The 22,109-nt window shown below is 65.5% G+C and carries 26 protein-coding genes and 1 pseudogene; 15 read left to right on the top strand and 12 right to left on the bottom strand.

The genetic code is table 11. The features are described from left to right. The first annotated feature begins 137 nt into the window (after positions 1 to 137). From ACIA76_RS36310 to ACIA76_RS36290, 5 genes are all read left to right on the top strand, one after another. Positions 138 to 881 carry a DNA-methyltransferase gene (locus ACIA76_RS36310; protein ID WP_397158749.1) on the top strand — a complete coding sequence of 248 codons (744 nt, stop codon included), beginning with the start codon at positions 138 to 140 and terminating at the stop codon, positions 879 to 881. 236 nt (positions 882 to 1,117) lie between these two features. Next, entirely contained in the window at positions 1,118 to 1,411 is a 294-nt protein-coding gene (locus tag ACIA76_RS36305; protein WP_397158747.1) for a hypothetical protein, read from the top strand. Between the two features lie 19 nt (positions 1,412 to 1,430). Continuing rightward, a complete protein-coding gene (locus ACIA76_RS36300; RefSeq protein ID WP_397158745.1) occupies positions 1,431 to 1,946 on the top strand; it encodes a hypothetical protein in 516 nt (171 codons plus the stop codon). A gap of 74 nt (positions 1,947 to 2,020) precedes the next feature. Then, the gene (locus tag ACIA76_RS36295) at positions 2,021 to 2,455 is read left to right on the top strand and encodes a DUF4913 domain-containing protein (protein WP_397158743.1); all 435 of its coding nucleotides are present in this window, start codon (positions 2,021 to 2,023) and stop codon (positions 2,453 to 2,455) included. 20 nt (positions 2,456 to 2,475) lie between these two features. Then, positions 2,476 to 2,688 carry a hypothetical protein gene (locus ACIA76_RS36290; RefSeq protein ID WP_397158742.1) on the top strand — a complete coding sequence of 71 codons (213 nt, stop codon included), beginning with the start codon at positions 2,476 to 2,478 and terminating at the stop codon, positions 2,686 to 2,688. Here ACIA76_RS36290 and ACIA76_RS36285 read toward each other — a convergent pair. The 3 genes from ACIA76_RS36285 to ACIA76_RS36275 all read right to left on the bottom strand — a co-directional run bounded on the left by ACIA76_RS36285 (position 2,682) and on the right by ACIA76_RS36275 (position 4,384). After that, positions 2,682 to 3,062, bottom strand: coding sequence for a hypothetical protein (locus tag ACIA76_RS36285; RefSeq protein ID WP_397158740.1), 381 nt, complete (start codon positions 3,060 to 3,062; stop codon positions 2,682 to 2,684). The genes ACIA76_RS36290 and ACIA76_RS36285 overlap by 7 nt on opposite strands. Positions 3,063 to 3,071: 9 nt before the next feature. Next, complete coding sequence (locus ACIA76_RS36280) at positions 3,072 to 3,869, bottom strand: hypothetical protein (protein ID WP_397158739.1); 798 nt, start codon at positions 3,867 to 3,869, stop codon at positions 3,072 to 3,074. A 170-nt stretch (positions 3,870 to 4,039) separates the two neighbouring features. After that, positions 4,040 to 4,384, bottom strand: a complete 345-nt coding sequence (locus ACIA76_RS36275; RefSeq protein ID WP_397158737.1) for a hypothetical protein — start codon at positions 4,382 to 4,384, stop codon at positions 4,040 to 4,042. Between the two features lie 130 nt (positions 4,385 to 4,514). Here ACIA76_RS36275 and ACIA76_RS36270 point away from each other — a divergent pair, with 130 nt between their 5' ends. The 5 genes from ACIA76_RS36270 to ACIA76_RS36250 all read left to right on the top strand — a co-directional run bounded on the left by ACIA76_RS36270 (position 4,515) and on the right by ACIA76_RS36250 (position 8,818). After that, the gene (locus tag ACIA76_RS36270) at positions 4,515 to 5,240 is read left to right on the top strand and encodes a DNA cytosine methyltransferase (protein WP_397158736.1); all 726 of its coding nucleotides are present in this window, start codon (positions 4,515 to 4,517) and stop codon (positions 5,238 to 5,240) included. Then, positions 5,224 to 5,595 carry a DNA cytosine methyltransferase gene (locus tag ACIA76_RS36265; RefSeq protein WP_397158734.1) on the top strand — a complete coding sequence of 124 codons (372 nt, stop codon included), beginning with the start codon at positions 5,224 to 5,226 and terminating at the stop codon, positions 5,593 to 5,595. The genes ACIA76_RS36270 and ACIA76_RS36265 overlap by 17 nt, the downstream gene beginning before the upstream one ends. Positions 5,596 to 5,697: 102 nt before the next feature. After that, entirely contained in the window at positions 5,698 to 6,489 is a 792-nt protein-coding gene (locus tag ACIA76_RS36260) for a hypothetical protein (RefSeq protein ID WP_397158732.1), read from the top strand. 140 nt (positions 6,490 to 6,629) lie between these two features. After that, positions 6,630 to 6,971 carry a hypothetical protein gene (locus ACIA76_RS36255; protein WP_397158731.1) on the top strand — a complete coding sequence of 114 codons (342 nt, stop codon included), beginning with the start codon at positions 6,630 to 6,632 and terminating at the stop codon, positions 6,969 to 6,971. A 26-nt stretch (positions 6,972 to 6,997) separates the two neighbouring features. Beyond that, positions 6,998 to 8,818, top strand: coding sequence for a hypothetical protein (locus tag ACIA76_RS36250; RefSeq protein WP_397158729.1), 1,821 nt, complete (start codon positions 6,998 to 7,000; stop codon positions 8,816 to 8,818). A gap of 465 nt (positions 8,819 to 9,283) precedes the next feature. Here ACIA76_RS36250 and ACIA76_RS36245 read toward each other — a convergent pair whose 3' ends face one another. The 6 genes from ACIA76_RS36245 to ACIA76_RS36220 all read right to left on the bottom strand — a co-directional run bounded on the left by ACIA76_RS36245 (position 9,284) and on the right by ACIA76_RS36220 (position 14,489). After that, on the bottom strand, positions 9,284 to 9,508 hold the full coding sequence (locus ACIA76_RS36245; RefSeq protein ID WP_397158727.1) for a hypothetical protein: 225 nt from the start codon (positions 9,506 to 9,508) through the stop codon (positions 9,284 to 9,286). Positions 9,509 to 10,115: 607 nt separating this feature from the next. Beyond that, on the bottom strand, positions 10,116 to 11,138 hold the full coding sequence (locus ACIA76_RS36240) for a hypothetical protein (protein ID WP_397158725.1): 1,023 nt from the start codon (positions 11,136 to 11,138) through the stop codon (positions 10,116 to 10,118). A gap of 7 nt (positions 11,139 to 11,145) precedes the next feature. Further along, on the bottom strand, positions 11,146 to 11,388 hold the full coding sequence (locus ACIA76_RS36235; protein ID WP_397158724.1) for a hypothetical protein: 243 nt from the start codon (positions 11,386 to 11,388) through the stop codon (positions 11,146 to 11,148). A gap of 1,047 nt (positions 11,389 to 12,435) precedes the next feature. After that, on the bottom strand, positions 12,436 to 12,621 hold the full coding sequence (locus tag ACIA76_RS36230; protein WP_397158722.1) for a hypothetical protein: 186 nt from the start codon (positions 12,619 to 12,621) through the stop codon (positions 12,436 to 12,438). A gap of 169 nt (positions 12,622 to 12,790) precedes the next feature. Continuing rightward, positions 12,791 to 13,075: a helix-turn-helix domain-containing protein gene (locus ACIA76_RS36225; protein WP_397158720.1), complete on the bottom strand. Its 285-nt coding sequence runs from the start codon at positions 13,073 to 13,075 to the stop codon at positions 12,791 to 12,793. 145 nt (positions 13,076 to 13,220) lie between these two features. Next, positions 13,221 to 14,489 (bottom strand): hypothetical protein, encoded by a 1,269-nt coding sequence (locus ACIA76_RS36220; RefSeq protein WP_397158718.1) that lies wholly within the window; start codon positions 14,487 to 14,489, stop codon positions 13,221 to 13,223. A gap of 1,321 nt (positions 14,490 to 15,810) precedes the next feature. On the opposite strand from ACIA76_RS36220, the gene ACIA76_RS36215 reads away from it, so the two are divergent. The 4 genes from ACIA76_RS36215 to ACIA76_RS36200 all read left to right on the top strand — a co-directional run bounded on the left by ACIA76_RS36215 (position 15,811) and on the right by ACIA76_RS36200 (position 19,002). Beyond that, positions 15,811 to 16,281, top strand: a complete 471-nt coding sequence (locus ACIA76_RS36215) for a hypothetical protein (RefSeq protein WP_397158717.1) — start codon at positions 15,811 to 15,813, stop codon at positions 16,279 to 16,281. A 9-nt stretch (positions 16,282 to 16,290) separates the two neighbouring features. Beyond that, positions 16,291 to 16,824, top strand: a complete 534-nt coding sequence (locus ACIA76_RS36210; RefSeq protein WP_397158715.1) for a hypothetical protein — start codon at positions 16,291 to 16,293, stop codon at positions 16,822 to 16,824. A gap of 17 nt (positions 16,825 to 16,841) precedes the next feature. Next, positions 16,842 to 17,927: a hypothetical protein gene (locus ACIA76_RS36205; protein WP_397158713.1), complete on the top strand. Its 1,086-nt coding sequence runs from the start codon at positions 16,842 to 16,844 to the stop codon at positions 17,925 to 17,927. Between the two features lie 73 nt (positions 17,928 to 18,000). Beyond that, positions 18,001 to 19,002 carry an FAD-dependent monooxygenase gene (locus tag ACIA76_RS36200; protein WP_397158711.1) on the top strand — a complete coding sequence of 334 codons (1,002 nt, stop codon included), beginning with the start codon at positions 18,001 to 18,003 and terminating at the stop codon, positions 19,000 to 19,002. A 139-nt stretch (positions 19,003 to 19,141) separates the two neighbouring features. On the opposite strand, the pseudogene ACIA76_RS36195 reads toward ACIA76_RS36200, so the two are convergent. Together ACIA76_RS36195 and ACIA76_RS36190 are read right to left on the bottom strand one after the other, a co-directional pair. Then, a pseudogene (locus tag ACIA76_RS36195) lies at positions 19,142 to 19,327 on the bottom strand (helix-turn-helix domain-containing protein); the annotation flags it as partial. Positions 19,328 to 19,497: 170 nt separating this feature from the next. After that, positions 19,498 to 21,024, bottom strand: a complete 1,527-nt coding sequence (locus ACIA76_RS36190) for an ISL3 family transposase (protein ID WP_397158709.1) — start codon at positions 21,022 to 21,024, stop codon at positions 19,498 to 19,500. A 372-nt stretch (positions 21,025 to 21,396) separates the two neighbouring features. On the opposite strand from ACIA76_RS36190, the gene ACIA76_RS36185 reads away from it, so the two are divergent. Next, entirely contained in the window at positions 21,397 to 21,648 is a 252-nt protein-coding gene (locus tag ACIA76_RS36185) for a hypothetical protein (RefSeq protein WP_397158890.1), read from the top strand. A gap of 6 nt (positions 21,649 to 21,654) precedes the next feature. Here the strand turns inward: ACIA76_RS36185 and ACIA76_RS36180 are convergent, their stop codons facing one another. After that, entirely contained in the window at positions 21,655 to 22,089 is a 435-nt protein-coding gene (locus tag ACIA76_RS36180; protein WP_397158708.1) for a hypothetical protein, read from the bottom strand. Between the last annotated feature and the right edge of the window lie 20 nt (positions 22,090 to 22,109).

Below are 22,109 nucleotides of genomic sequence, written 5' to 3'. Positions count from 1 at the left end.
GAGGCTCCTGACAGCCCTCCGGTAGTTCCTCCGGGTATCAATGTCCCTGTTCGTCCGTTCTGTCGTGTGTTCGGTCGATCAGATAGTGAGCCATGACCTCGACACCCTCCCTCATCTCGCCTGCGGTACAAACCCCTGTGGACCTGTCTCTACCTGCGCAGATCGTGCACGGTGAGGCGCTGGATACCATGCGTGGCCTGCCCTCGGCTGCCTTCGATGCTCTCGTCTGCGACCCGCCCTACTGCTCGGGTGGTATCTCGACGGCCGAGCGGACGTCCCGGACCGCGGCCGAGAAATACGTGTCGTCCGACAGCGGGCAGGGACACGCGCTGCCGGACTTCGGTGGTGATCAGCGCGACCAGAGAAGTTTCACGCTGTGGTGCTCGATCTGGCTGGCCGAAGCACTGAGGCTGGTGCGGCCGGGCGGGTCGTCGCTGGTGTTCACCGACTGGCGACAACTGCCCGCGATGTCGGATGCCCTGCAGGTGGCGGGTTGGCGGTGGCGAGGAATCGTGGTGTGGGCCAAGACCAATGCCCGCCCGCAGCCGGGCTTCGCCAATCAGTCCGAGTATGTGCTGTGGGCTTCGCACGGGCAGCTCGACCGTGATCACCAGCCGCCGTATCTGCCTGGCGTCTACACCCTCGGGTCACCGAAAGGGCGAGCGCGCCGGCACATCACGGCGAAGCCGCTCCCGTTGATGCAGCAGCTGGTGCGCGCCATGACGCCCGGTGGACTGCTGCTCGACCCGTACGCCGGCAGTGGCACCACCGGCGTCGCCGCGGTCATGGAAGGCCGCCGGTTCCTCGGCATCGAGGGATCCGCGGCGTACGCGCAAATCGCTGCGGAATCCGTCGCCGCCGCGGTCGCCCACCATCGGTGATGCCGCTCGTCGGCGAGACCATACATGGACCCCCGCTCTACAACGCGCGTGACATAAATGATTGTTTTCGTCATGACGTTGCGTTAGGCTGGTGGCAGCCTCACCGGCTGATCCCGGCGGACCGGTCCACGAGACACAACGTGGTGGAGTGGGGACAACGGCGTCTCCGCGAGCTGGACAGGTCCGCTCGACACCCGCCTCGGCCATGGCCGGCGGCTCCGTAGGAAAGGGGAAGCATGATGACCGACACCGGCACTGTTGCGATCGCCGTCGACCGTCGGATCACCGTCGAGGGGCGGCCGCCCTATCAGGAGGCCGTCCCGGCCCTCCGGGCGCTGCTGCATCTGGGGGAGTTCCTCGCCGAGGGCGCTCGGGTCCGCGCCGACCGCGACCCCGACACCGCCGACATCCGCATCGAGGTCACCGGCACCACCGAGGACGGGCTCGCCTTCCGCGCGCGCTACCGCATCGACGCCGCCGCAGCGATGGCGACCGAGCTCGCCGACCCGGCCACCGGCCCGCTCCGCTGACAACCCCAGGGGGGACACAATGATTCACGACATCACCACGCCGAGCGGCGGCCCGCAGCCGTCGGTTCGCCTGCTGGCGCTGGGGCAGTCCGGTCGACAGATCGTGGACAGCCCCGACGCGGCCGGTCTGGTCGACGGGCTGCTGGACGGCGTCGGCAACCTGTACGCCGAGCTGGAGAGCGCACGCTGGCGCGCCCAGCAGGCCGAAACGCATTCCGATCACGTGTACTGCGAACGCGCCCACGCCTACGCCCTGGTCACCAGCCTGCTCGCCGAGATCCCCGACGCCACACCGGCCGCGCTGTCCTACAACTCCGAAAGCGATCCGCAGGACTGGCCCGTGCTCTACCTCGAGCTGCCCCGCGACGGCGGACAGCTGTGCTACCACGTCAACCCGCGCGACCTTCCGCTGTTCGACCACGTCGAGGTCGTCCCCGCCGACGACCCCCGAGCCCGCTGGGACCACGCAGGCAAAGACGCCCACCACGACCGGATCCGCCGATTCGTCGCCGCCCCCGAACGCACCGACCGCTGACCCGCCCCGTCATCGCCCGACCACCCGGCCGTGGCCGGGGCTTGCCCCAGAACATCGACAGGAGAACAAGTTCGATGCCCAGCACTTCCACCGGCGGCGTCGATCACGGCGCGGCCCCGGAATGGCGATACCGGTCTCTGGGGCAGTTCCTGCAGCGATACCTGGCTCCCACCTACCGCCGCCAGGTGACCGACAGATCGGACACGGTCTGGTGCCCGCAGCCGTGGCTGCACAAGGAAGCGGCCGAACGCCTCGCTGCGATCTGGCGGGCCTACGAACACGGGTTGCGCAGCCCGAACCCGAAAGCCGAGAACGACTGGTGGCTCACCTGCGCGGATCCGACCCTGCGTGCCCTGATGAAGCCCGACGGGCCGTTCCAATACTGCAGCGTGCGCAAGGGGCACAGCGACATGCTCGTGCCTCTGCCCATGCAATTCGCCGCCGCGCCTCCCGAACTGTTCTTGGAGGTCGTAACCCAGCCATCCGCCGTGCCCGACGCCGCGGCGTAAGAAGACAAAGGAATCCCGCCATGTCCGAGCTTCACGACCACCCGACCACCAGCGAATGGCTGCGCGACATCTGCAAACGCGCGCAGGAGTCTGTCGAAAGATCCCAGCGCGAGTTGGAGCAGTACGCCCTCGAGCAGGCGGAAGAACAGGAGCGCATCCTGGAGCTCACCCAACGCCCATGGAAGGGCATCACGCTCGAGCCCGACGGGTCCGGGTGCCGGGTCGTCTACTGAACAGGACGTCCACCCGCCGCGGCACGCGACTGCCTACATGGCGCGTCCGACGACGGGATCGGCCGGACGGCGTCGGCGGGCACCCACTGCCAGAAGTCGTGTTGCTCCTGGCGATTCCGGGTCTCGAACGTGACGGCGATCTGCCCGTACCAGAGGTAGCCCACACTGGGCGGCTGCGGCCACGACGCACGCAGCCGCGCCCACGCGTACAGCTGCGCCGCCAGCCATTGGCCGTCGCCGCAGGCCTCGAAACTTGCCGCCTGCACCCCGATCGACGGCTGCTCCTGCACCTGCAGAGGCACCACCAGCAGCCGCCGGGGATCCACCAGCACAGGCCGCGGCTCGGAGAATCGCCGCAACGCGGACATGTCCATACCGGCCCCTTATCCCGTCTGCGCGAGGCGCCGGGGCCCACGGTCCCGCTCGGACTGTCCCGGAATCCACTGAGTGCGCTCGCCGTCCACACCGGTGAGCATGACCCGGCCGCGGTGCGGTGATTCGCCAGCTGCCGTCACCCGTACATCCAGCTCCAGACGCGCGAAACGTCCACGGCCCCGGCCGATTCCGGTATCGCCGACGCGGCGGTAATCGATCGTCAGGTGCGGCTGGCGCGCCCCGGTGCCGCCGGTGACGACCAGTATCGAGCGGGTAGTGCGCAGCCGGGCGCGTAATCGCTCATGCTGGGTCGGTGTCAGGTGCAGCCGCGGCATGTCGAACAACACCATCGCTTCGATGCCATCGGCGAGCACGTGCACGATCTCGGCCGGGGCGCCCGCGGTCGCGTCAACCAGCGCGACTTTCTCGAGCGTGCCACCCATCTCCCAGATATCCAGCAGTGCAGGACGCATCGCACGGAACTGGCGGAAGTTGCCCACGATCGCGGCATGTCGGCCGCTACCGGTCACGCCAGCGAGGATGGCCGACAGCACCACACCGCGCGGGCACGACACCACGGTCCCGCGCACCACACCGCCGTGGGGAAGCAGCTCGCCCAGCGCCCCGGGCACCGGGAGCACATCGTGCGCGGCGACCGTCGCCGGCGCACCGGCGCCGACCCGGCCCGGGACAGCCGCTATCCGCCGACGGAGTTCGACCAGCCGGTCCTGGGCCGACAGCGCCGCCAGGGCTGGGTCGACGCGTCCTGCGTCTCGGTGCCCCACCACCTGCCCCTGTTCGTACATGTGTTCGATTTTACGTCATGGGCGCGAGAGTTGAAGGGAGGGTCCGAAGGCCGCCGTCGAGGCGAACGCCACCTCGACGGCGGCCCGTATCCGGCCCGCTGAATGCGCGTCGATCAGCCAGGATTCTGCCGCGGTGTGTCATTAGCGATCCTCAGTCGGCAGTCGGCAGGTCAGCGCACGGCGGTGCCGCGCACCTCGCGGTACCAGTGCGCGAGCCTGTTGCCTTGAATGGTCCAGCGAGGGGTACCGGTGCGTGTCTCGGTGCGGGCCTGGATGAAGCGGGCGCGGCCGTTGATGATCCCCGCCTCGCGTTCGGCGGCGGCCTGGGAGGTGATCCCCTCCCGGTTGGCGACCACCGCCGAAGTCGAATAGACCGTGTCGCCAGAATCCTCGGTGCGGGTCTGAATGGGCTGGTCGATGATCAGGCGCATGCCGTGATTCAGGACGACGTCGCCGTGGCGAAGCCGGTCGGTGGAGACCTTCTCGGTGGCGGTGACCGTGCTTGACTCGATCATTGGGATTCTCCCTCTCGCTCTCGGACAGTAGGGCACTCCCGGCTAGAGCATGACATAAATCATTGTTTTTGTCAGGCGAAAATCGTAGTCTGAATCTCGCCACGTCCCGTGACGAGAAGGGGATGACCGAATGAGTACCGGGAAGCGAATACACTCCGGCCGCCTCGGCGGCTCCGCTGACTTGTTCGGCCGTCGCGCGGCATGCCTCAGCGGCCGTCCGACCGCGACCGATCTGTTCTGCGGTGGCGGCGGATCCACACTCGGGTTGGAGCGGGCGGGTTATGACGTGCTGACAGCGATCAATCACTGGCCCACTGCGATCCTGACGCATCGATCCAATCACCCGAACACCGAGCATCAGACCTGGAATCTGTCCGCGGACACCGATTTCCGCCGTATCCGGCGCACCGACATCTTGTGGGTCTCGCCGAGTTGCGTGTGGCACGCGCGCTCCGGCGGCCGTAAGCAGCAGCCGGTCGAGGCAGAGTTGCGCCGTGCCGACGAAGGCTCGGTCGACCGCGCCACCGCGTTCGCGGTGATCGCCGCGACCGAGGTCCACCGCTACGACGCCGTGATCGTCGAGAACGTGCCCGAGTTCCAGAACTGGGTGCTCTACGAGTGGTGGCTGGACGGCATGCGCCGACTGGGCTACCGGGAGCAGATCCTCATCCTCAATTCCGCCGACGTCGGCCCGAACCCGGTGGCGCAGCACCGGATTCGCTTCTACGGTGTTCACCCGCGATGGTGGTGTAAATCTGACGCTGGCGCCGGTCGCGCGGACCCCGGCGATAGCGATCCTGGATCCGGATCTCGGCAAGCCGGTCACCCGACGGCTGTATGTGACGCCGCAGATTGATCAGATCCAGCTCGAGGGTGTACCGCACCTGGTGACCTACCGCAACCACGGCCGCCCGCGGCGTGCCGACCAGCACCCGCTGGCGGCGGTCACCGCGGGCGGAAACCACCACGCGATCGCGACCGTCACCCCCGACGGGGTCTTCCATCGGATGCTCACCCGCCGCGAACGCGCACGCGCGCAAGGGTTTCCGGACGACTACGAATTCCACGGCGGCACCGTGCTGGTCGGCAAGCGCCGCGTCGACGAGGTGGTCGTACAGATCGGCAACGCGGTATCGGTGAATGTGGCCCGCTGGCTGGGGGAGCGGGTGGCCGAGCATCTCGGCGCGCCCACCGCCGCCACCGCCGCGTGAACGCTCGTTGTTGTCGGGTGTGCATGGTTGACTTGCCCGACAGTCCGGGCAGCGCGGGAACCCGCGCGTGAGACGACGATTGGTGACGGAGGTTCGAGAACGATGGCTCGCCAGTATCTGCGGGGGCGGCCGCGTAGTACTCCGGCCGCGCCGACCACGGCCCGGCTGGAAGGGTTCCCGGTGCAGGTCGCCGGGGATGCGGTGGCCACCTGGGCCTCGGCGGCCGCGGATCCGGATTCTGGGGTGGCTGAGCTGTCGCGGCCGGTGACGGTGGGGGAGTTGCGCGAACAGATCGGTGCTGCGGGCCTGCGCCAGGCGGCGATCGACGCCGGCCGTACACCGCCGTCGGACCGCACGATCCGCCGCTGGATCCAGCAGGACCGGATCCCGCACGACGTGGTCGCCGAGCTCGCGCAACGCCGCGGCCTGGTCACCCGCTTCGGCGGCATCAAGGGCGGCGCGGCCGCGATGGGGGTCAGCGACAAGACAGTCTCCCGCTACCAGACCGGGAAATCCGCGTCGCTGCGTCCCACCACCGAGCGCGGCCTGTCCGAGGCCCGCGCCACCGACGCGCTGGCCCGCGCCGATCTTGCCGACCGGCGGACCGGCGCGCTGCAGCGACGGCCCGCGGTGACCGTCACCGCGGCGTTCCAGTATCGGAATTCGGGAACGACGAGCTCGGACTACCGGGCCAGCCGCAGCTTCGAAATCCAACTCGACGAGCCGGTCGCTTCGGATTTCGCTGCCGCTGTGGCCCGTGAGGATCATGCGGCGGCGGTCGCCATCCTCGAGCGGCACCTGACCCTGGAATACGCGACCACGTTCGCGGACTTCGACGACGACACCGGATTCCACATGGAATCGGTGCTGGACTTCGACGTCGACTGGCAGTGAGCCGCGCCGAATGTATGACTAAAAATTGAATTTACGTCATGCGTTTTGTTACAGTGGGCCGGACGTGTCAGCTCATCGCGGGCTGGAATCTCGGGTGTCCGGACGGAGGCCACCGCATGACAAATGCGACGATTATTGTTATGACTGACGACCGACGTACGATCCGCATCCCCGACAGCGAGTGGGAAGCGGCGCAGCGCGACGCCGGTGAGGCGGGGGAGTCGGTGTCCGATCGGGTGCGCCGGTTGTTGCGGGAGGCGGCGCTGACTTCGGCCGGTGCGCAGACGGTGTACCGTGCCACGCTGCTGGAGCCCGCGGCCAGCACCGGCAAGCCAGTGATCGTGCACATCGACGAGAACCTGGCCGAGGACGAGATCCGTAAGCTGTTCCCGCGCAAGACCTGGCTGCTCGAGGCGCGGGATGTGACCGGCTGGCGGCCGGCGTCCAAGCGGCCCCTGCAACAGGGCAACCGAGGCAACTGAAGTCGTTCCACGGAAGGGTTGAGGCGATGCCGGCGACCACGGGCGCATCGAAGTCCGGCGAGCCCGCCGAATCCCACGGGCGGGCGGTCAATCCCTTTGCCGCCGACGAGCATGCGCTGATCATCGCGGCCGGACGCGTGTTCCTGCCCTCGGGGCGGGAGCTGCCGCTCAAGGAGCCGGTGGATTCGGTGGAACGGCTCGCGGAGGTTCTGCATCAGGCGCTGGATCCCAGCCGCAAGCGGAAGATGCTGCGGCCCAAGGGCGTCACGCCGCAGGTGTGGATCGTCGGCATCGACGCGTGCGAGCGACTGGGCTGGCTGCCGCCTGAACCCGACGGCTGGGCCGACCTGCCCGATCTGCAGCGGCGTGTGGCGCTGGCCGAATCGCTGACCGCCCTGTTGTCGAAAACGTTGTGGCCGTTCACCGATCACGGATGGGAGTTGCGCGCCGACCCGGGCCCCCGGATCCTGTTGACCCGCGGCCGCGCCATGGTCGACCTCGTCCTCGAACCGTTCGCCTGGATCGCCCAGGGCAGCGACAAGGGCAACATCCTCGGCGACCTCGACCAGGCCGACGCCGACCCGGACGGCGAGGACGCCGACACGAACGACAGCGTGGACGACGGCACCGCCGAGACCGCGGGCGCCGAGACCGATCCGACGTCGACCGCGCTGCCCGACGACGACATCGCCGCGGCCGCCGAACTAGGCCGCCGCCTTGCCGCGGCCGTGCAGCACCTCGGTGTGCTGCCCTCGGAATCGGCCGGCCGCACCGGCGCCTCGATCGCCGACATCATCTGGAAAGACCGGCAAAAGGCCGGCCGCGGCCTGGTGATCAGCGAACCCGGCGGCCTGCCCGAGGACATGGAATACCCGCCCGGCCCGGAGGACGACCTCGAGCCGCCGCTGGAATACACCCGCCGCCCCACTCTCATCTCGGCCGAGGACCTCACCGCCGACGAGGCCGGGGTCGTCCCGATCACTCACTTGGTCGAAATGGACCAGACCGCCTCCTATCTCGGCTCCTGCTCCATCAACCTCGGCTACGGCGCACCGGTCCACATGTCCGGCGACGCCGCTGTCGCCGCGGTCCGCAAGGCCTGGAACGCGCCCAAAACCGTCCCGCTGCCGTTCGGTCTCTACCGCGCGAATCTGCCTGCCGGACAAGAGCTCTCCACGCCGGAGTGGATGCCGCTGCCGCATCCACACATGCGCGCCGATCGGCGGGTGAGCACCTGGGTCACCAGCGTCAGCGTGGAATGGCTGTGCAAGCCGGTCGCCGACGGCGGCGCCGGGCTCGGCCTGGACGACCTCGAGATCGAGCAAGCCTGGCTGTGGCCGTCGCAAGGCCGCGCCCTCGACGCCTGGACCAAGACCCTGCGCGAGGCCCGCGCGCATTTCGTCACCAGCGGCGACCTCGCGATGGAGGCGATGGTCAAAGCCATCTACCAGCAGTACATCGGCCGCATGAAGAACCCGGACATGTGGCGGTCCAAGTTCAAGATGCACCACCACCAGCCGGTCTGGCGGGCCGCCATCATGGCCACCACCCGGTGGCGCGCCCGCGCCCAGGCTCAGCGTGTCTACGACGAGTTCGGCCTCAAACCGCTGCAGACGATCGTCGACGCCCACATCTACGCGATCGGCCCCGGCCTCGACGCCCAACTGCCCGACCTCGCCGCGATCGTCGCCCCGGACATGCGCAATCGGCTGGGCCAACTGCGACGCAAACGCGCAGTTCCTGTCGACCAAGCCGGTTACGAACAGCTGTGCGTGGATATCCTCGGCGGAACCCGTCCCCAGGACGTGGCCAGGGCCCTGGCCAAAGTGTTCAAGGGCGCATCCTGATCGCCGTCCGCATCCTGGACCGCGCGACTACTTAGGAGCCGGGGAGTCTCAACGCGGCCACGCGTTTGGCGTGACTTGGAAGCCTGGACCTCGATGCGCCGAACCCAACCAACGCCGCGTGAACGCGAGGACGGCTCAGCCGAGTAGGTGAGGGCTGACGTCGTGCGGGACAGGGTGGGTGTCGAGGATTGACCGGTTCTCGACACCGACCTGCCGGGCCGGGATCTCTTGGTCGATACGGCCGGATAGGTGTCGGAAAACCATGAGCACGAGACTTCACGGATCCGCCGCTTGTCACACCTGGCAGGCTCTCGACTATGGCCAGAGTGTTCCCGTTGGCCTTTTCGGTCTCGATGATGTTCCAGACCGCGATCGCGCGCCTGATCGCTTCGGTGGCGCTGATCTTCTTCGCCTCGGCCCAGCCGCGCAGCACTGCGGCGACAGGGGCGAGGCCATGTTCCGCGCCTACCCGGCAGGGCGGGCTGGTGCAGCTGCTCGTTTGCGGGTGGCGGTCCGGTGTCGGCCGGTGCAGCGCAGCACTTCGCGAGCGTCGGCGCGCCGCTGCGGATCCGAGTGCGCGACCGCCACGAATCCGGCGATGAGCCGGACCGGGCCGTCGTGCCACAGCCACCAGGTGAGCCCACCGATACCGCCGGTGATTGCTCCGGTCCCGGCCAACAGGTCAACCATGATGACCGAACCTACGGGCGGCGAGAAGGCCGAAGTGCCAAGGTTTTTGGTACCTCGGCCGGTCCCATCGACCGTGTGATGCGGTCGGCGCTGCAGCGCGCCGGGGTGTTCGTAGAGATGCGTCTGGCGACATGCTGGGCTCTTTCCTGGGCACATGTTCGGGAGCGCACACCAGGGCGGGTTTCCCGCCTGCCCCTACCTGCGCGAACGTGGTGGGGCGGCACGCTTTTCGGTTCACGACGCTGCAGCCCGGCTATTGCATCACGCACCCGCCACGCAATGCGACCAGGCCCGATCGACAAAACCCGTACTCGCGGCCAAAATTGGACACTTACACCGTTAGCCGCAGGTCAAAGCATAAAAATGGCGTCCGGATTCATCACGAAGTGTTGAAGAATTCGCGATGACGGTGCGCCCCAAAATAGCGGTGTGTCAACGCCATTCGGGCGTGTCGGCCTACCCCAGCCCCACCGCCCCAACCTGAGTGGTCCCCGCGGTACGGCCGCGCACCGCGAGGCCGTACCTACACATCTGTTTCGACGCACGGCCCGCGGGCCCGGTTCCCCGGAAATCTCCTCAGGGCTCGTTTCGCCGGGACTCGTTCGCGCTATACGGTTTTCGGCCGGAACGGGGTGGGGGACGGTGTCTGTGAGGACCGCCTGGCTGCCAGTGATGTCACCTCGGCCGTTGGTCCGGTCGTCACTGTGGGTCTGGCTCGTGCCTGGAGCGTTTCGAGGACGGCGGTGAGGATCTCGGTACCGGTGGGTTCCGGCAGCGCTGTGATGATCCTGCTTGCGTCGGCCGGGTTCATGTCGATCAGCAGGTTGAGCAGCTCCTTGGGCTTGGTGGTCGCGAGGTTGGCCAGCCCCGCGCCGGTCTGGTGAGAGGTCGCCGCGGCGGTGCTGGGGTTGGGTCGGCGGGATTGCTGGTGGTGGAACTCAGCGCGGCTCCACGCTTCGGTCCATTCGTAGTCCGATTTCCATGTCCGATCGCGTTCTTCGAGTCCGTGGATGGCGTGCGACCGCAGCAGCAGCACGGTGAGCAGGGCGCGGAAGGTGAGGGCCCGGGGGCGTCGTTTGCCGTTGAAGATCTCCGAAAGCGCGGTCAGCGAGCAGGTGGCCTCGGGTCCCCGGAATGCCTGGTTCCGCAGGTCGTACAGCAGAGCCCGCAGCGTAGGGTTGCCCACCGCTGCCCTGAACCGTTGCAGCTGATAGGCGAGATCGTCGAAGGTGCCGACGAGTTCCGGGTGGGGCCGCCAGTCGTCGTACCCGGACAGGTCCGGACGGTCCGGCTCGGTCTTCGGCTCGACCACCCAGCCCTGCGGGTCGGGAACCATCGGGTCGGGCAGTCTTCCGGTGACCTTGAGCCGGGTCTCCTTCCAGTAGTTGTGCCACTGCTCGATTTCCTCGTCGCCGGCGTCGCAGCCGTGCAGTACCGCCACGGTGGCCTCCCAGGTGGGGAGCTTCCTGCCACTGGCCGCGCCGGCCAGCGTCGCGTAGGAGTAGTTGACCTTGGCGGCCAGATCCCGGTAGGTCGGTGTGGGGTCCTCCTGTTCGATTCGTTGACGCAGTTTCGTCGCGAACTGCCCGATCGGGCCGAGGTCCTCGATCGGATTGGGTTTCCTTCCCACCGCCGGATCAGGAATGCTGCGGTGACGCGGCGGATCTGGGCTGGATCGCTGTCCCGATGGTGCACAGCCAGCGCAGGGCCGCGATCGCCGCGGCGCTGGCGCTGACCGGGACGGAGACCGCGACCATCGGCGACAAGTCGCGGGCGATCAGCACACCCTCCACCACGATGAACATGACGAACACGAGGACGTAGCCGGCGAACCACCATCCGGGCAGGCAGTTCCTCCACGAGGACACACGGGACCCCACGTAAATCACCCGCTATCTGACTATTGGGACTTTATGGACTGGACGGTCATGTCGCGGCGGATCCGGGGCGCCTACCCCGGCGAGCTTCCGCAGCCACACGGCAACCCATAGTGCCCTGTATTCACGCCGGTGGAAATAGGGTCGCTGCCAGAGAATTGTGCGCATCTTTCCCGGGCCCCTGTTCCATAAATTGTGCCCTTTGTCAGGAGCGCTCTGAACAAAGGGCCAGAACAACGCTGATCAATGTCACGACATTCCAGGAAAATCCAGATTGCCGTTTCCGTGGCCGGGAACGGGAACCGTTACCGTTTCTTGACAAATTGAGGTCTGGCCGTGAAGCGGGAAAGGCAGCATCCTTACAGCTGTCGCCTCACCGAGCAGTCGGGCCGCGGCACGAGGACGGGCAACGTTGGACTGGACGTGACCCATCACGGTGGGGTATCCGCGCCTACGGATACCCCACACCTCGCAAAACGTGTGAGCTGGACGGCTGGCCGGTTTTAGTCGGAAAGCACTGAACCGGGGTGGGGTCTATGACATCTCACCCAATACTCGCCTCGGCAACCGCGCCGCGACCGGTTTGCGCGTCCATCCAGCAAACTTTTTACGTGTCCAGCAAATCTGCCTGATAGGACATGCCCTGGAAGCACAAAACTCAACAAAATCACCGGACAGGCGTACTGGTTCAGCAAGTATTCCGCGACAAATCGGTCGATCTGGTTCGGTGCCTTTGCCGGCGGGCTGATCGCCACCACCGGCGGGCGGTCGCCGGGGCCGTGCTCACCGGAGCGCTCTGCACCGCTGCGGTCCTGATGGAAACCGCGGCCAGAACGATGCCGCTCTCTCCGCACCGACCACGAACATGTAGCAACCCAGCCGGCACCATCTAACGCCTCAACCCTTGAGATCCAAGCCGTTGTCGGTGAGGTCGGCCGCTCCCCGGGGGCGAGAGCCGTGCATGTTCGATCATGGTGCCGATCGACGAGCTGTGGCCTACGCTCGGGCGGCGCCGCACCGCCGTCGCGAGAGTGGGACGCCGCCCGGAGGTCAGGGCCGGGGGAACTGAATGTCCAGCATTCGAGCGATCAGTTCGTCCTTGGTCCACCCTTCCGTGTCCAGTAGCTCGACGATCTGCCCATCGGGTCGCCGAATACCGATGCGGGACTTCGCGATCAGCTGTTTCTTGGTCAGCCGTGCCAGCTCGGTCCGGCGCTCGTCTCGGCTCACTCCCATCGGAGGACCTCCTCTGTGGATCGTGTTCGGGGGCGTAGCATCCGAGGGGCCGATGGGAGGACCTGTCGGAGGAAAGGTCCCGGCGCCAATCCCCTTCGCGCCGGGCCCTTTTCGTTGCAATCGACGGGAGAAGAGCGACTCGCATGCCCGGCAGGGTTGCACGCAGACGTCACCCCCTGCCGATGGTTTCGGCCCATGTTCGTTCGAGGAACTCGCGCCCGTCGACGTCGTAGAGGACAGTCAGGTCGTGCAGCTGTCTGATCGTGGGCGAATGACTACCGGATTCGACGTTGTTCAGCCACTCTTGTTCGTATCCGATGTGTTCGGCAAGCTCGGCCACGGTCAGCCCGCAGGTCTGCCGTAGCCGTTGCAAACTGCGGGCGACACAGCGGTCGTACCGGTCCAGGCGTGCACCCTGGTTGGAATTGGGCGATCGATAGTGTGGAGCAGTCATTGCCTCGGTTCGTATTCGGGTGCGTATAGGTAGTCTCGGTATTTGCCGGGCGATGGGATCCTAGCTCCGATGAAACGGACATACCGGGATTGTGGTTTACGTCGGCTGGGCGATCGAACGGCCTCCGACCCTGCATGGATCCGTGTCACATTCCCTCTCGGGACCAGCATCGGTCACACACGATCGATCGCAGCGGAAGCTCTTGCCGCGGTGTACCGTTCGCTCCGCATGCGACACAACGATCGGGCTCGGCTGCTGTGAAGGGCTTGTTGCTCTCGGGCACGTCGGCGTGCGCCGGGAACATATAGAACTGTGCGATCCAGCGGTCGACGGCCTCGCGCAGGGGTGCTTCGGGAAAGGCGCGTCGCGCGAGACGGGCAGCGTGGATCACTGCCGTGGTGTGATCCGGTAAGGGAGTGCTCAGGTGTAATCGGTTGCGCAGAGCCGTGAGCAGCTTCTCGCGTATCGCGGCTGTGGTCGCGGTGAACACGGCGGCTGCGTGGCGGCGCTGCTGCGCATCGTATCGTGCACGATCCTCGGCTCGGTGTCGCCGGTCCCAGGCCCGCTGGGCCGGGGCCAGCCGGGGCCCGGCGCCGATCAGGTTGTGTCGGAACCGATATCGAGCCAACAACAGAGGTCGTCGGACCTGTTCGGGTAGTGCGGCCCGCAGCGTCGTGAGTAGTTGGTCGGGCCGCCATCCGCGAGCCAGGTAGGTGCGGATTTCCTTGCCCAGGCACCACCGGAGACGGGCCGGCAACGACCGGAACGGCTCGGGGACGTTGGCCAGCACCTCGCGCACCTCACCAGCATCGACGGTCACCGAGTCGGGCCGTGCGTCGCCGGAGCGCCAGCGGAGGGTAGGGAGGTGTTTTCTCTTGGAAGAGTAAGGAGACGGGCGGGAAAAGGTGATCACGCGGCCGGCTTGGTCGCGTTCCAGCTCGCAGATGCCATCGAGGAACCGTGGGTGGATCGCGATCGTGGCGAAGGTTCCCCGACCTTGGGCGGGCGTGTAGAGGATGAATTCGTCGCGTTGTAAGGCGGCCAGCACGCGACCGACGGTCTTCGGGCCGTGCCGGTGAGGTCCGCACAAGGTGATGATCTGGTGGATGCGGACCCGGTCGTCGCTGATGCGTGACCAGCCACACAATAGTCTCAGCACTGCGGCCAGCACGTTGCGGCGTGCTCCGGTCAGGCGTAGGTCGTCGGCCGCACGCAGTAGCCGCTCTCGGACGGTGTCGGCATCGGCGAACCGGACACGTCTGCGGCGCTGTTGCGCGGCGAGTGCCGACTCAGTTGTGCTGTAGCCGCGGCGGATTGGTCTCGGCCACGATGCTGGGCCGAGTGTCGATGGTCGCGGCGCGGCACAGAATCGCTGAAACGCGGCAGCGACGGTCGCCGCGGCGGGTGTGGGCACTTCCGACGATGCGAGGAGGGCTCGGTCGGTTTGACATGCGCTGGGGTTGTACAGGGTTCGAGGGCATGCGGTACCCTCGGATCTGCTCATGGGAAGCAGTCCTTTCCGGACACAGCAACACCCGGAAGTCGTTTCTGGCGACTTCTTCAGCGATTTGAGGGTCGTCGGCGAAAACGCTCCCTCGTTCAACGAACTCTTTGCCGAGAGTTCGTGCTGCCTGCCCAGGTGTTGCCTCAGACGGATATGCAGTTAGGTGTGGAGTCGTCGCTGGTAGTCAGCGTGGTTTGAGCACCTCGTTTCGGTAGCAACATGCCGGAATTGTGTGTGGGAGAACCGGTTCGCGGCTTTCAGGTCGATAGACGCAGCCGGGGCGGACGGGCGAGAACACGAACACCGAGCGCGTGAGTCTGCCGCCGGGAAGCGAATGCGGCGTTGGTATCGGGTGCTCACCTGGGGCTCGATTCTGGGCGGCAGTCATCGCAATCCCGTACAGGGATTCGATCCCAGCCACTGTGAGATTCCCCTGAACCGACCCTGCCGGATCGCCTCGATATCAGACGATCCGGTCCCAGGTGGATGTCGACGATTCCGACAGGCCCAAACACTCGGCGGACGCTTGTGCGGTCGGCCCGAAAGTGCCGTTCGGTAGCGCCGCAGGATCGCGCCGATCGGGGCGTAGAAATCGTTTTCGGTCGGTGCCGCCTCGGCTCGGGGGCGCGTCCAGCATGCCGTTGTGTCTCCCTTGTCGACCATCGTTCGCCCCCTTCGCGAACGTAGCGCGCCAAGCCCGGGCTCGGAGATCCCATATGCTGTCGCTCGTACCGGATTGCCTCTGGCAGTGGGTGCTTCGCCGCATGGCCCCGCAAGGGCCCGTCGAATCCGGCCGACCCCTCGTTAGACGGCAGGATGCGATGCCTTGCGTAGCGCAGCGGCGGGTGAGCGACTCGGGATGTTCGATAGCCTGCTTGGGAGACCGCAGCGGCTGTGGCATGGTCACCCAGTCATTTCATAGTCCTTACCTTTCTTCCGGGGTGCTCGATGCCGTCAGCCGTAGCTTCGCAGCACCCGGGAGCGACCGGTATGCACTCGTAATGCACGTAAGAGCAGGCAGATCGTCGACGTCGGTGTCAAGCCAGCAGTTCTTGCGCGCTCAGATCAGAGTGTAGAGCGATAGGATCATATTGCCAGGAGGATCGGAGGATTCACCGAAGAACCCTGCAGCCGTTCGGTAGGACCCCTATGTGGTCGCTCTCCGCGCGGGAACCCGGACTGCTGGACAGAGTCGGGTGCTGTTGTATCCTCATGTGGACGGGAGGGGTCTGTGGCTGCGACAGAGTCGGATGATGAGGAGATCGGACCGATCGGTCGACGCTTGAACCAGTTGATTGAGGCTGCGCAACAACGCGATTCTCGGGTATATGGCAACAAGGACATTGCCGAGCGGTCGACCGAACTCGGCTACCCCGTTAGTCCTGCACAGGTCTCGCACATCAGGCTTGGACGCGTGCGCAATCCAGGATTCAGGATCATCGAGGGTATTTCACTTGCGTTGGGAGTCGACGTTCGCGAATTCCTCGATGGCGCAGCCGCTGACCAAGCTCGACTAGAGTCCAAGCTCCACAAGGAACTGGCCGACTCCGGCGTGGAGGCAGTTGGGTTTCGTCTTTCCGAGCTCGGCACCCTAAATGCGGTTGGGCGCTCTACGTTCATGTCCATCGTTGGTGACATTCTTCGCGACCTTCAGTCCCACGAGGTGTACCGGCGTCACTCCGACGACTCGAACGGTAGCTGACACTGAGACATGACTGCGACGCACAGGATTGATGATGTCGATCGCCAGGCCTTCAAACCGAACACCAGCCAGGTTCATGCCGTGGAAGACCAGGTTCGCGCGTTGGTCCGGCGAATGGGTGTTCATCAGCCTCTCGGTATCCGCCAGCTAATAGAGCGTTACTCTGAGTTCACCGGAACACTGATCCTTCTGCAGGAGAGGCTTCTGCCTGTGGACTGCTTCTTTGCGATCACCCTCAAGTTGACCTCACCGTTCGACGCCTATGCGATCACCTACCAGCAGGCTACGTCATCTTGGCATCAAGACCATGGTATAGCGCACGAACTCGGGCATATTATATCCGGGCATTATGATAGCCGCTCGGGTACATGCCATTTCGATATGTCCGCCCACATGGAGTGGGAAGCCGAGTTCTGCGCGAACCTTCTGGGGCGTTGGACTTATCAGTTGGGGCGTGCCATGGACCGAACCAAGGACCTCCGGCCTTTGTTACCCCTCGCCGACGTATCAGCTCCGCTACGAGAACGCATGGGCTGGCTATGATCTATATCCCACATCCTGTGCTTATTGTGATCTTTTCGTTCGTGGCCATCTGGAAGGCGCAACAGTACCGACGCAATGCCGACCCCGCTCTACTGGCCGTGGTGGGCGCCTTTGCCTGCGAGGCTATCGGTCTCGCATTCGGCGACTATGCGCGGAAGTCCCACGCGACGTGGCTACTCCACCCCATGGGATACGAGCTCATCGGCCAGATCGTGTTGTTCTGGTGCAAGTACTTGACAGCCGCCTTCTTCGTGTTTGCATCGCAGCATGGGAAGGTCGTCAAACGCGTTCTTGCCGTCAGTCTGATCCCTATGGGGATCTCGACAGTGCTGCTTGTGGTCTTAAGTTTCGCTGCTAGCCCATCGGCTAGGCCTCACGGGTTCTCCGATCCGGCAGCAGTCAATGCCTTCTTCGCCGAGAAAGTATTCTTGCTGCCGATCGACCTGATTATCGTCTGGTATGCGGTGGCATATTTGCGTTTATTGTCCGGCACGGCGGCGCGCGGCATAGCGGCGGCTACCCTTGGAGCGGCTCTGATCTTCGTCGCCGAGGCAACATTCACAGTAGAATTGTTTTATTACGCCAACGCTAGCCGTCCACCCCGTCCATTAGTCGTAGCGGGACGTTGGGAGATCTATACCGGCCAGTTCTTATTTATTATCGGCATATCGTGGTATGGGTTTGTCATGCGCGTCCGCGATCTTCTGACCGCCCTGGCTGCGGTGCGCGACATCGTGAGACTTCACTGGTTGTGGAAAATGGCGTCTGCCACGCTCACCCAGTTCTTGCCTCCGCGGATCCCGCCCCGTATCGATGCACGGCGCCCCCTGGCATCTGTTCTGGAACGCCGTCAGGCCATGATGGTCGACATCCGTGACGCTCTTATGCTTTTGAGCCCGCAGATAGACCCCAGTCGGGCCGCAACCGTTGCGGGCTATACGTCAGAAATCCTCCGGGTCGCCGCAGCCAACCAGGAACGACCCGTGCTCTACGGGACAGCAGTCCGAGCGCCCGCGGATCGTGCCAGTTCCTTCGATGGCGACCGCCGGCTGCTCAAGGCAGTAGGCCGATATCTCAACCATCGCGCTGTACCCTCCCCTTGATTCAGCACGTGGGACTTCATAGAGCTCATTCACCAAGGAGAATTCGGTTATGGCGGCTTGGCTCGACGCGGCAGTGATCGGCGGCGGGATCGCCGGAACCACCGCCGCCTTGGCGTTGGCCAAAATTGGTGCTGACGTGGAGGTCTACGAGGCGGCGGTGCGCACCGCCGCCGAAGGCGGGTGGGTGACGCTAGGACCGTCAGCGATGACGGCACTCGATCAGATAGGAGTTGGTGAACGGATCCGAGCTGTGGGTTTCCCGGTCGTCGAGGCCCGTATGGTGAACACAGTTACGGGGCAGAAGGACAGACTTTCCCGATATGAGCCTGGCCATCGTTGGTCGAGTACGCATGTCTGGCGTCGAGACCTGCTGTCGGTGCTGCGCGATCGGCTCGATCAGGTGGGTATCGGCTGCCGCTTCGGCTTGGCTGTAACCGCAAGCGAGGTGAGCGCCGATCTAGTTGTCGGTGCCGACGGCGCACGCTCGACGACGAGGCGCCTGCTCGGAAACTCGACACCACTGAACTTCGCTGGGCAGGTCATCCGGTATGGCCACCACCCGATGCCAGTGCCCGGGCTGCCGCGGCACGTGCTGCACTTCTGGACCCACCCCGACGGCGTCATCGGTTACGTCGGCGATGATCGGGATGGATCGTTCTGGTTCAGCCGACACGACGCCGATGCCCCGACAGGCATGGTCGAACTCGCGCAATTGCTACGCCCGCTTCGGGCGACCCCCGCCGCTGCGGTCGTCGACATGTCCGAACTCAGCGATCAGTACGCCCTCCACGAACTGGATCCCAGCGGGATCTGGAACAGCACGGACACAGTGCTCACCGGCGATGCCGCCCACGCCGTCTCACCGGCAGCAGGACGCGGCGCCACATCCTCCATCGAGGATGCCCTCGTTCTCGCCAGGTCCCTGCGCCAGGCCGACACCATAGCCGCAGCGCTGGACGTTTACACCGCCACCCGCCGGCCGGTCGCAGAGGCAACCTACCGGCCGATGCCCGGTCACCGACCACCGCGCCCGACAGCAGATGACCTCTTCCTCGATGAGATTGTCCGAAAATAGCCACCGCAGCATGGAATAGTGAGCTGTCCGCTCGCCGCGGCCAGAGCGTTGAGCTGCGCGGTCGACGAGTTTCGGGCCCGGCGTCAGGATGTGACTTCCGAGAATAAACATTCTCAGAAGCTGACGGTTTGACTCCCCTTTGCGGCTCGAACGCATCGACAGCCGAACCCTTCGACGCGCGTTGGTATTTCGGCGGTTCGTGCGAGGCCAGGGCCTTCCTCACGGTGTTCTTCGACACCTGCGGATGCCGGGCGATAGCCCGGATCGGCATGCCCTCAGCTCGATGCAGCCTGTGGATCTCCGCCCAATCCTCCACGTTCAGCACCTCGTGTTTCGTCACAGGGTGGGTCAGCGTTCGCCCTGAACACGAGGATCAGTATTTGGGCCGGAATCGACATGGGTAGGCCGTGGGTGTCGTGGACTGAATCGTTCTGAGAATGCGAGGGTGTCGGCCGTCAGGTAATTGGCTCTGTCCCACTTTCGGTGATTCCGCTGTCAGTCGGCGAGCAGGATCCTGCGGCGAAGGAGGTCGAAGTTGGCGCGGCCGTACATCATTCGTTTGATCATCTTAATTCTGTTCACGTTGCCTTCTACCGGTCCGCTGCTCCAGTCCATGGACAGCCCGTTGCGGACTGCGTCGTAGTCCTTGGTCAGGCCGTCGGCGAATGCCTCCAGTTGTGCGATGCCGCTGTCGGCTGCGGTCGCGATCCAGGTGTCGAGGTGGCGGCCGTGGCGTTCGCGGGCCATGCCGGCGAAGTCGGAGACGAGCCTGTCGATCTGTTTGAGGGTGTCGCAGCGGTCCACTATTCGTTGGAGCTGGGCGTTCTCGTCGTCACTGCGTTTGGCGATCGGCCGCATCATGGTCGCGGCGATATCGCGGGGTTTGGGTGGGCGCACGGCGGCAGCGATCGCGGCCTGCGGTGACGTCGCGGCCCGCCAGGTCTCGAGTAGCCGCCGCACCGAGCGGGCGCTGCCCTTGTAGCCGCGTCCGGTGAGTTCGGTGTAGAGCGTCTCGGCGTTCGTGCAGCCCTGTTCCCAGCGTTGCAGCAGGTAGGGAACGTGGTCGTCGAGTTTCTTGCGACGGCCGGTGTCCACGGTGAGCAGCGCGTCGGCGGTCTGCGCGCACGCGTAGCGACGAACGGTTTTCCGATCGAGGTTGAGCTTGGTCGAGATCGCACGTATCGAGACACCCTGCTCGACGAGTGCATGGACCTCGCGGTGGCGGGTGCGGGTGTTCTCCTCCCGAAGTCCCTGCGGGGCATGGGTCGTCTGCGTCGGCGGCAGCGGATTGCGCTGGTCCACGGGCTGCTCTACCGGGTCGGCCAGGCAGCGGCGGTGCGGCCGGATCGCGTAGTCCACCGCCTTGGTCAGGTTATGGAGCAGATGCCACCTGTCTGCGACCTGGATTGCGCCGGTTGCGCTTTGGCGGGCCGCCTCGGCATAGGCGCCGCCCCGATCGCGGCAGATCACCTCGACTTCCGGGTGCTGTTCCAGCCAGGCGGCGAAGGTCGCCACTTCCCGGTCCTCGAGCACGTCCACGGGCCGGTGCGAGGCCATGTCGATGATAACGGTGCCGTAGACGTGGCCTTTGCGGGTGGCGAAGTCATCGACCCCGATCACCGGCAGCACGCCCGGCTCGGGCACCGGCAGCTTGCGGACCAGCCGTAGCAGCGTCGACCGCGAGGATCGAGTCGCGACGTGACCGGTCATCCGCGCACCCGCCCGACCACCCAGGGCCAGCCCGATCCGACCCAACAGGGTCGTCAGCGGGTTGGTGCGCCGCTGGTACCGCTCAGCGAGATCCGGTACCTGTTCCGCGAAAATCTTTTGTTCGCAGCGTGATTCGATGCAGCGGAACCGGCGCACCCGCAGCCGGATCGAGAGTTCCCGGCCTGTGATCGCACGCTCGGCAACGGTGCGGTCGTAACGGCTGTGGACCCGCCGCGACGGGGTCGAGCACCGCGGGCACCTCACCGCTTCCGAACAGGTGCTGGCCCGGAGGCGTATCCCACCACTGCGCATCTCGACACTCTCGATCCGAACATCCGCGAGAACTGGAAACAGCAACCGCAGCAACGATTCTGACGCACCAACACCAATCACACACAGAGTCGATACTCGAGTTGATCACCCGATCATCGGAACGACACGCCCGTCACCGAAAGTGGGCCAGAGCCAATTCCGTGACGGAACTACCCCTCACCTGGGGGAATTACTTGACCGCTGACAAGGGCCGTCCGCTGCAACGGGCGGCCGTCGAGTCGATGCGCTCGTCCAGCGCTTCGAAACCCCGTGGGGCACTGTCCATCATCGGTGCTCAAGCTAACGGTGAAACGGTGATAACCGCTCACCGAGCGTCCTTTGCGAGAAGACGGCCGCGCAACCTCGTACCGCATGACCGCAAGTGTCTCAGCAGGCATCGACACCATCACCGATCTTGCGCCCGTTCCGGCAGGCACCGCCGCACAAACAAATGGGGCCGAACAGGTTTCGCCCGGATCGAGCGACCGCGCGAGGACAATGGCGGGGTGGTTCAATCACCGGCGCCTCTACCAGCACTGCGGGGACATGCCACCGGCCGAGGTGGAGGCCGCCTACTACGCTCAGAATCCAGCCCAGCAAACCGCTGGGCTGTCACACCAGTAACTGCCATCAGCTGGCCGCGCTGTCGGAACCGGCCGTAGCGCTGGCCTGTCCGATCGCGTCAGCCGCCGCGGAGTCCTGGCCGGTCAGTTTCCGTATCGACAGTTCGTAGGTGTCGCGCATGAGCGTGACGATCTCGATCGCTCTCGCGTACTGAACAACGAGTGAGTCTGGGCCGCCGTCGGCTTTCTGCTCGAAGGCGGTCTGGAGTGTGGTTGACGATGGTAGTGCGCCGAACCCGCTGAGAGTCGACAGGTTGCGCGCTCGTCTCTGCAACTCCACGAGCTTCTGGCGCATCTCCTCGGCGTGGTTGCGGAGTTCGGTGGCGAGGTCGGGATCGAGCCGGAAGGTGCCGCCCTCAGCTTGCTGCTTCAGGTTGCGCCAGTACGCGACCTGGCTATCAAACTGCGGTTGACCCGATGCGGCGCTCACGGGATCTGCCATGGTTCCCCTCCTCATCGACA

Source organism: Nocardia sp. NPDC051570, assembly GCF_044454005.1.
In the GTDB taxonomy this organism is placed as follows: domain Bacteria; phylum Actinomycetota; class Actinomycetes; order Mycobacteriales; family Mycobacteriaceae; genus Nocardia.
This window is presented reverse-complemented; position numbering and strand designations above follow the sequence as displayed.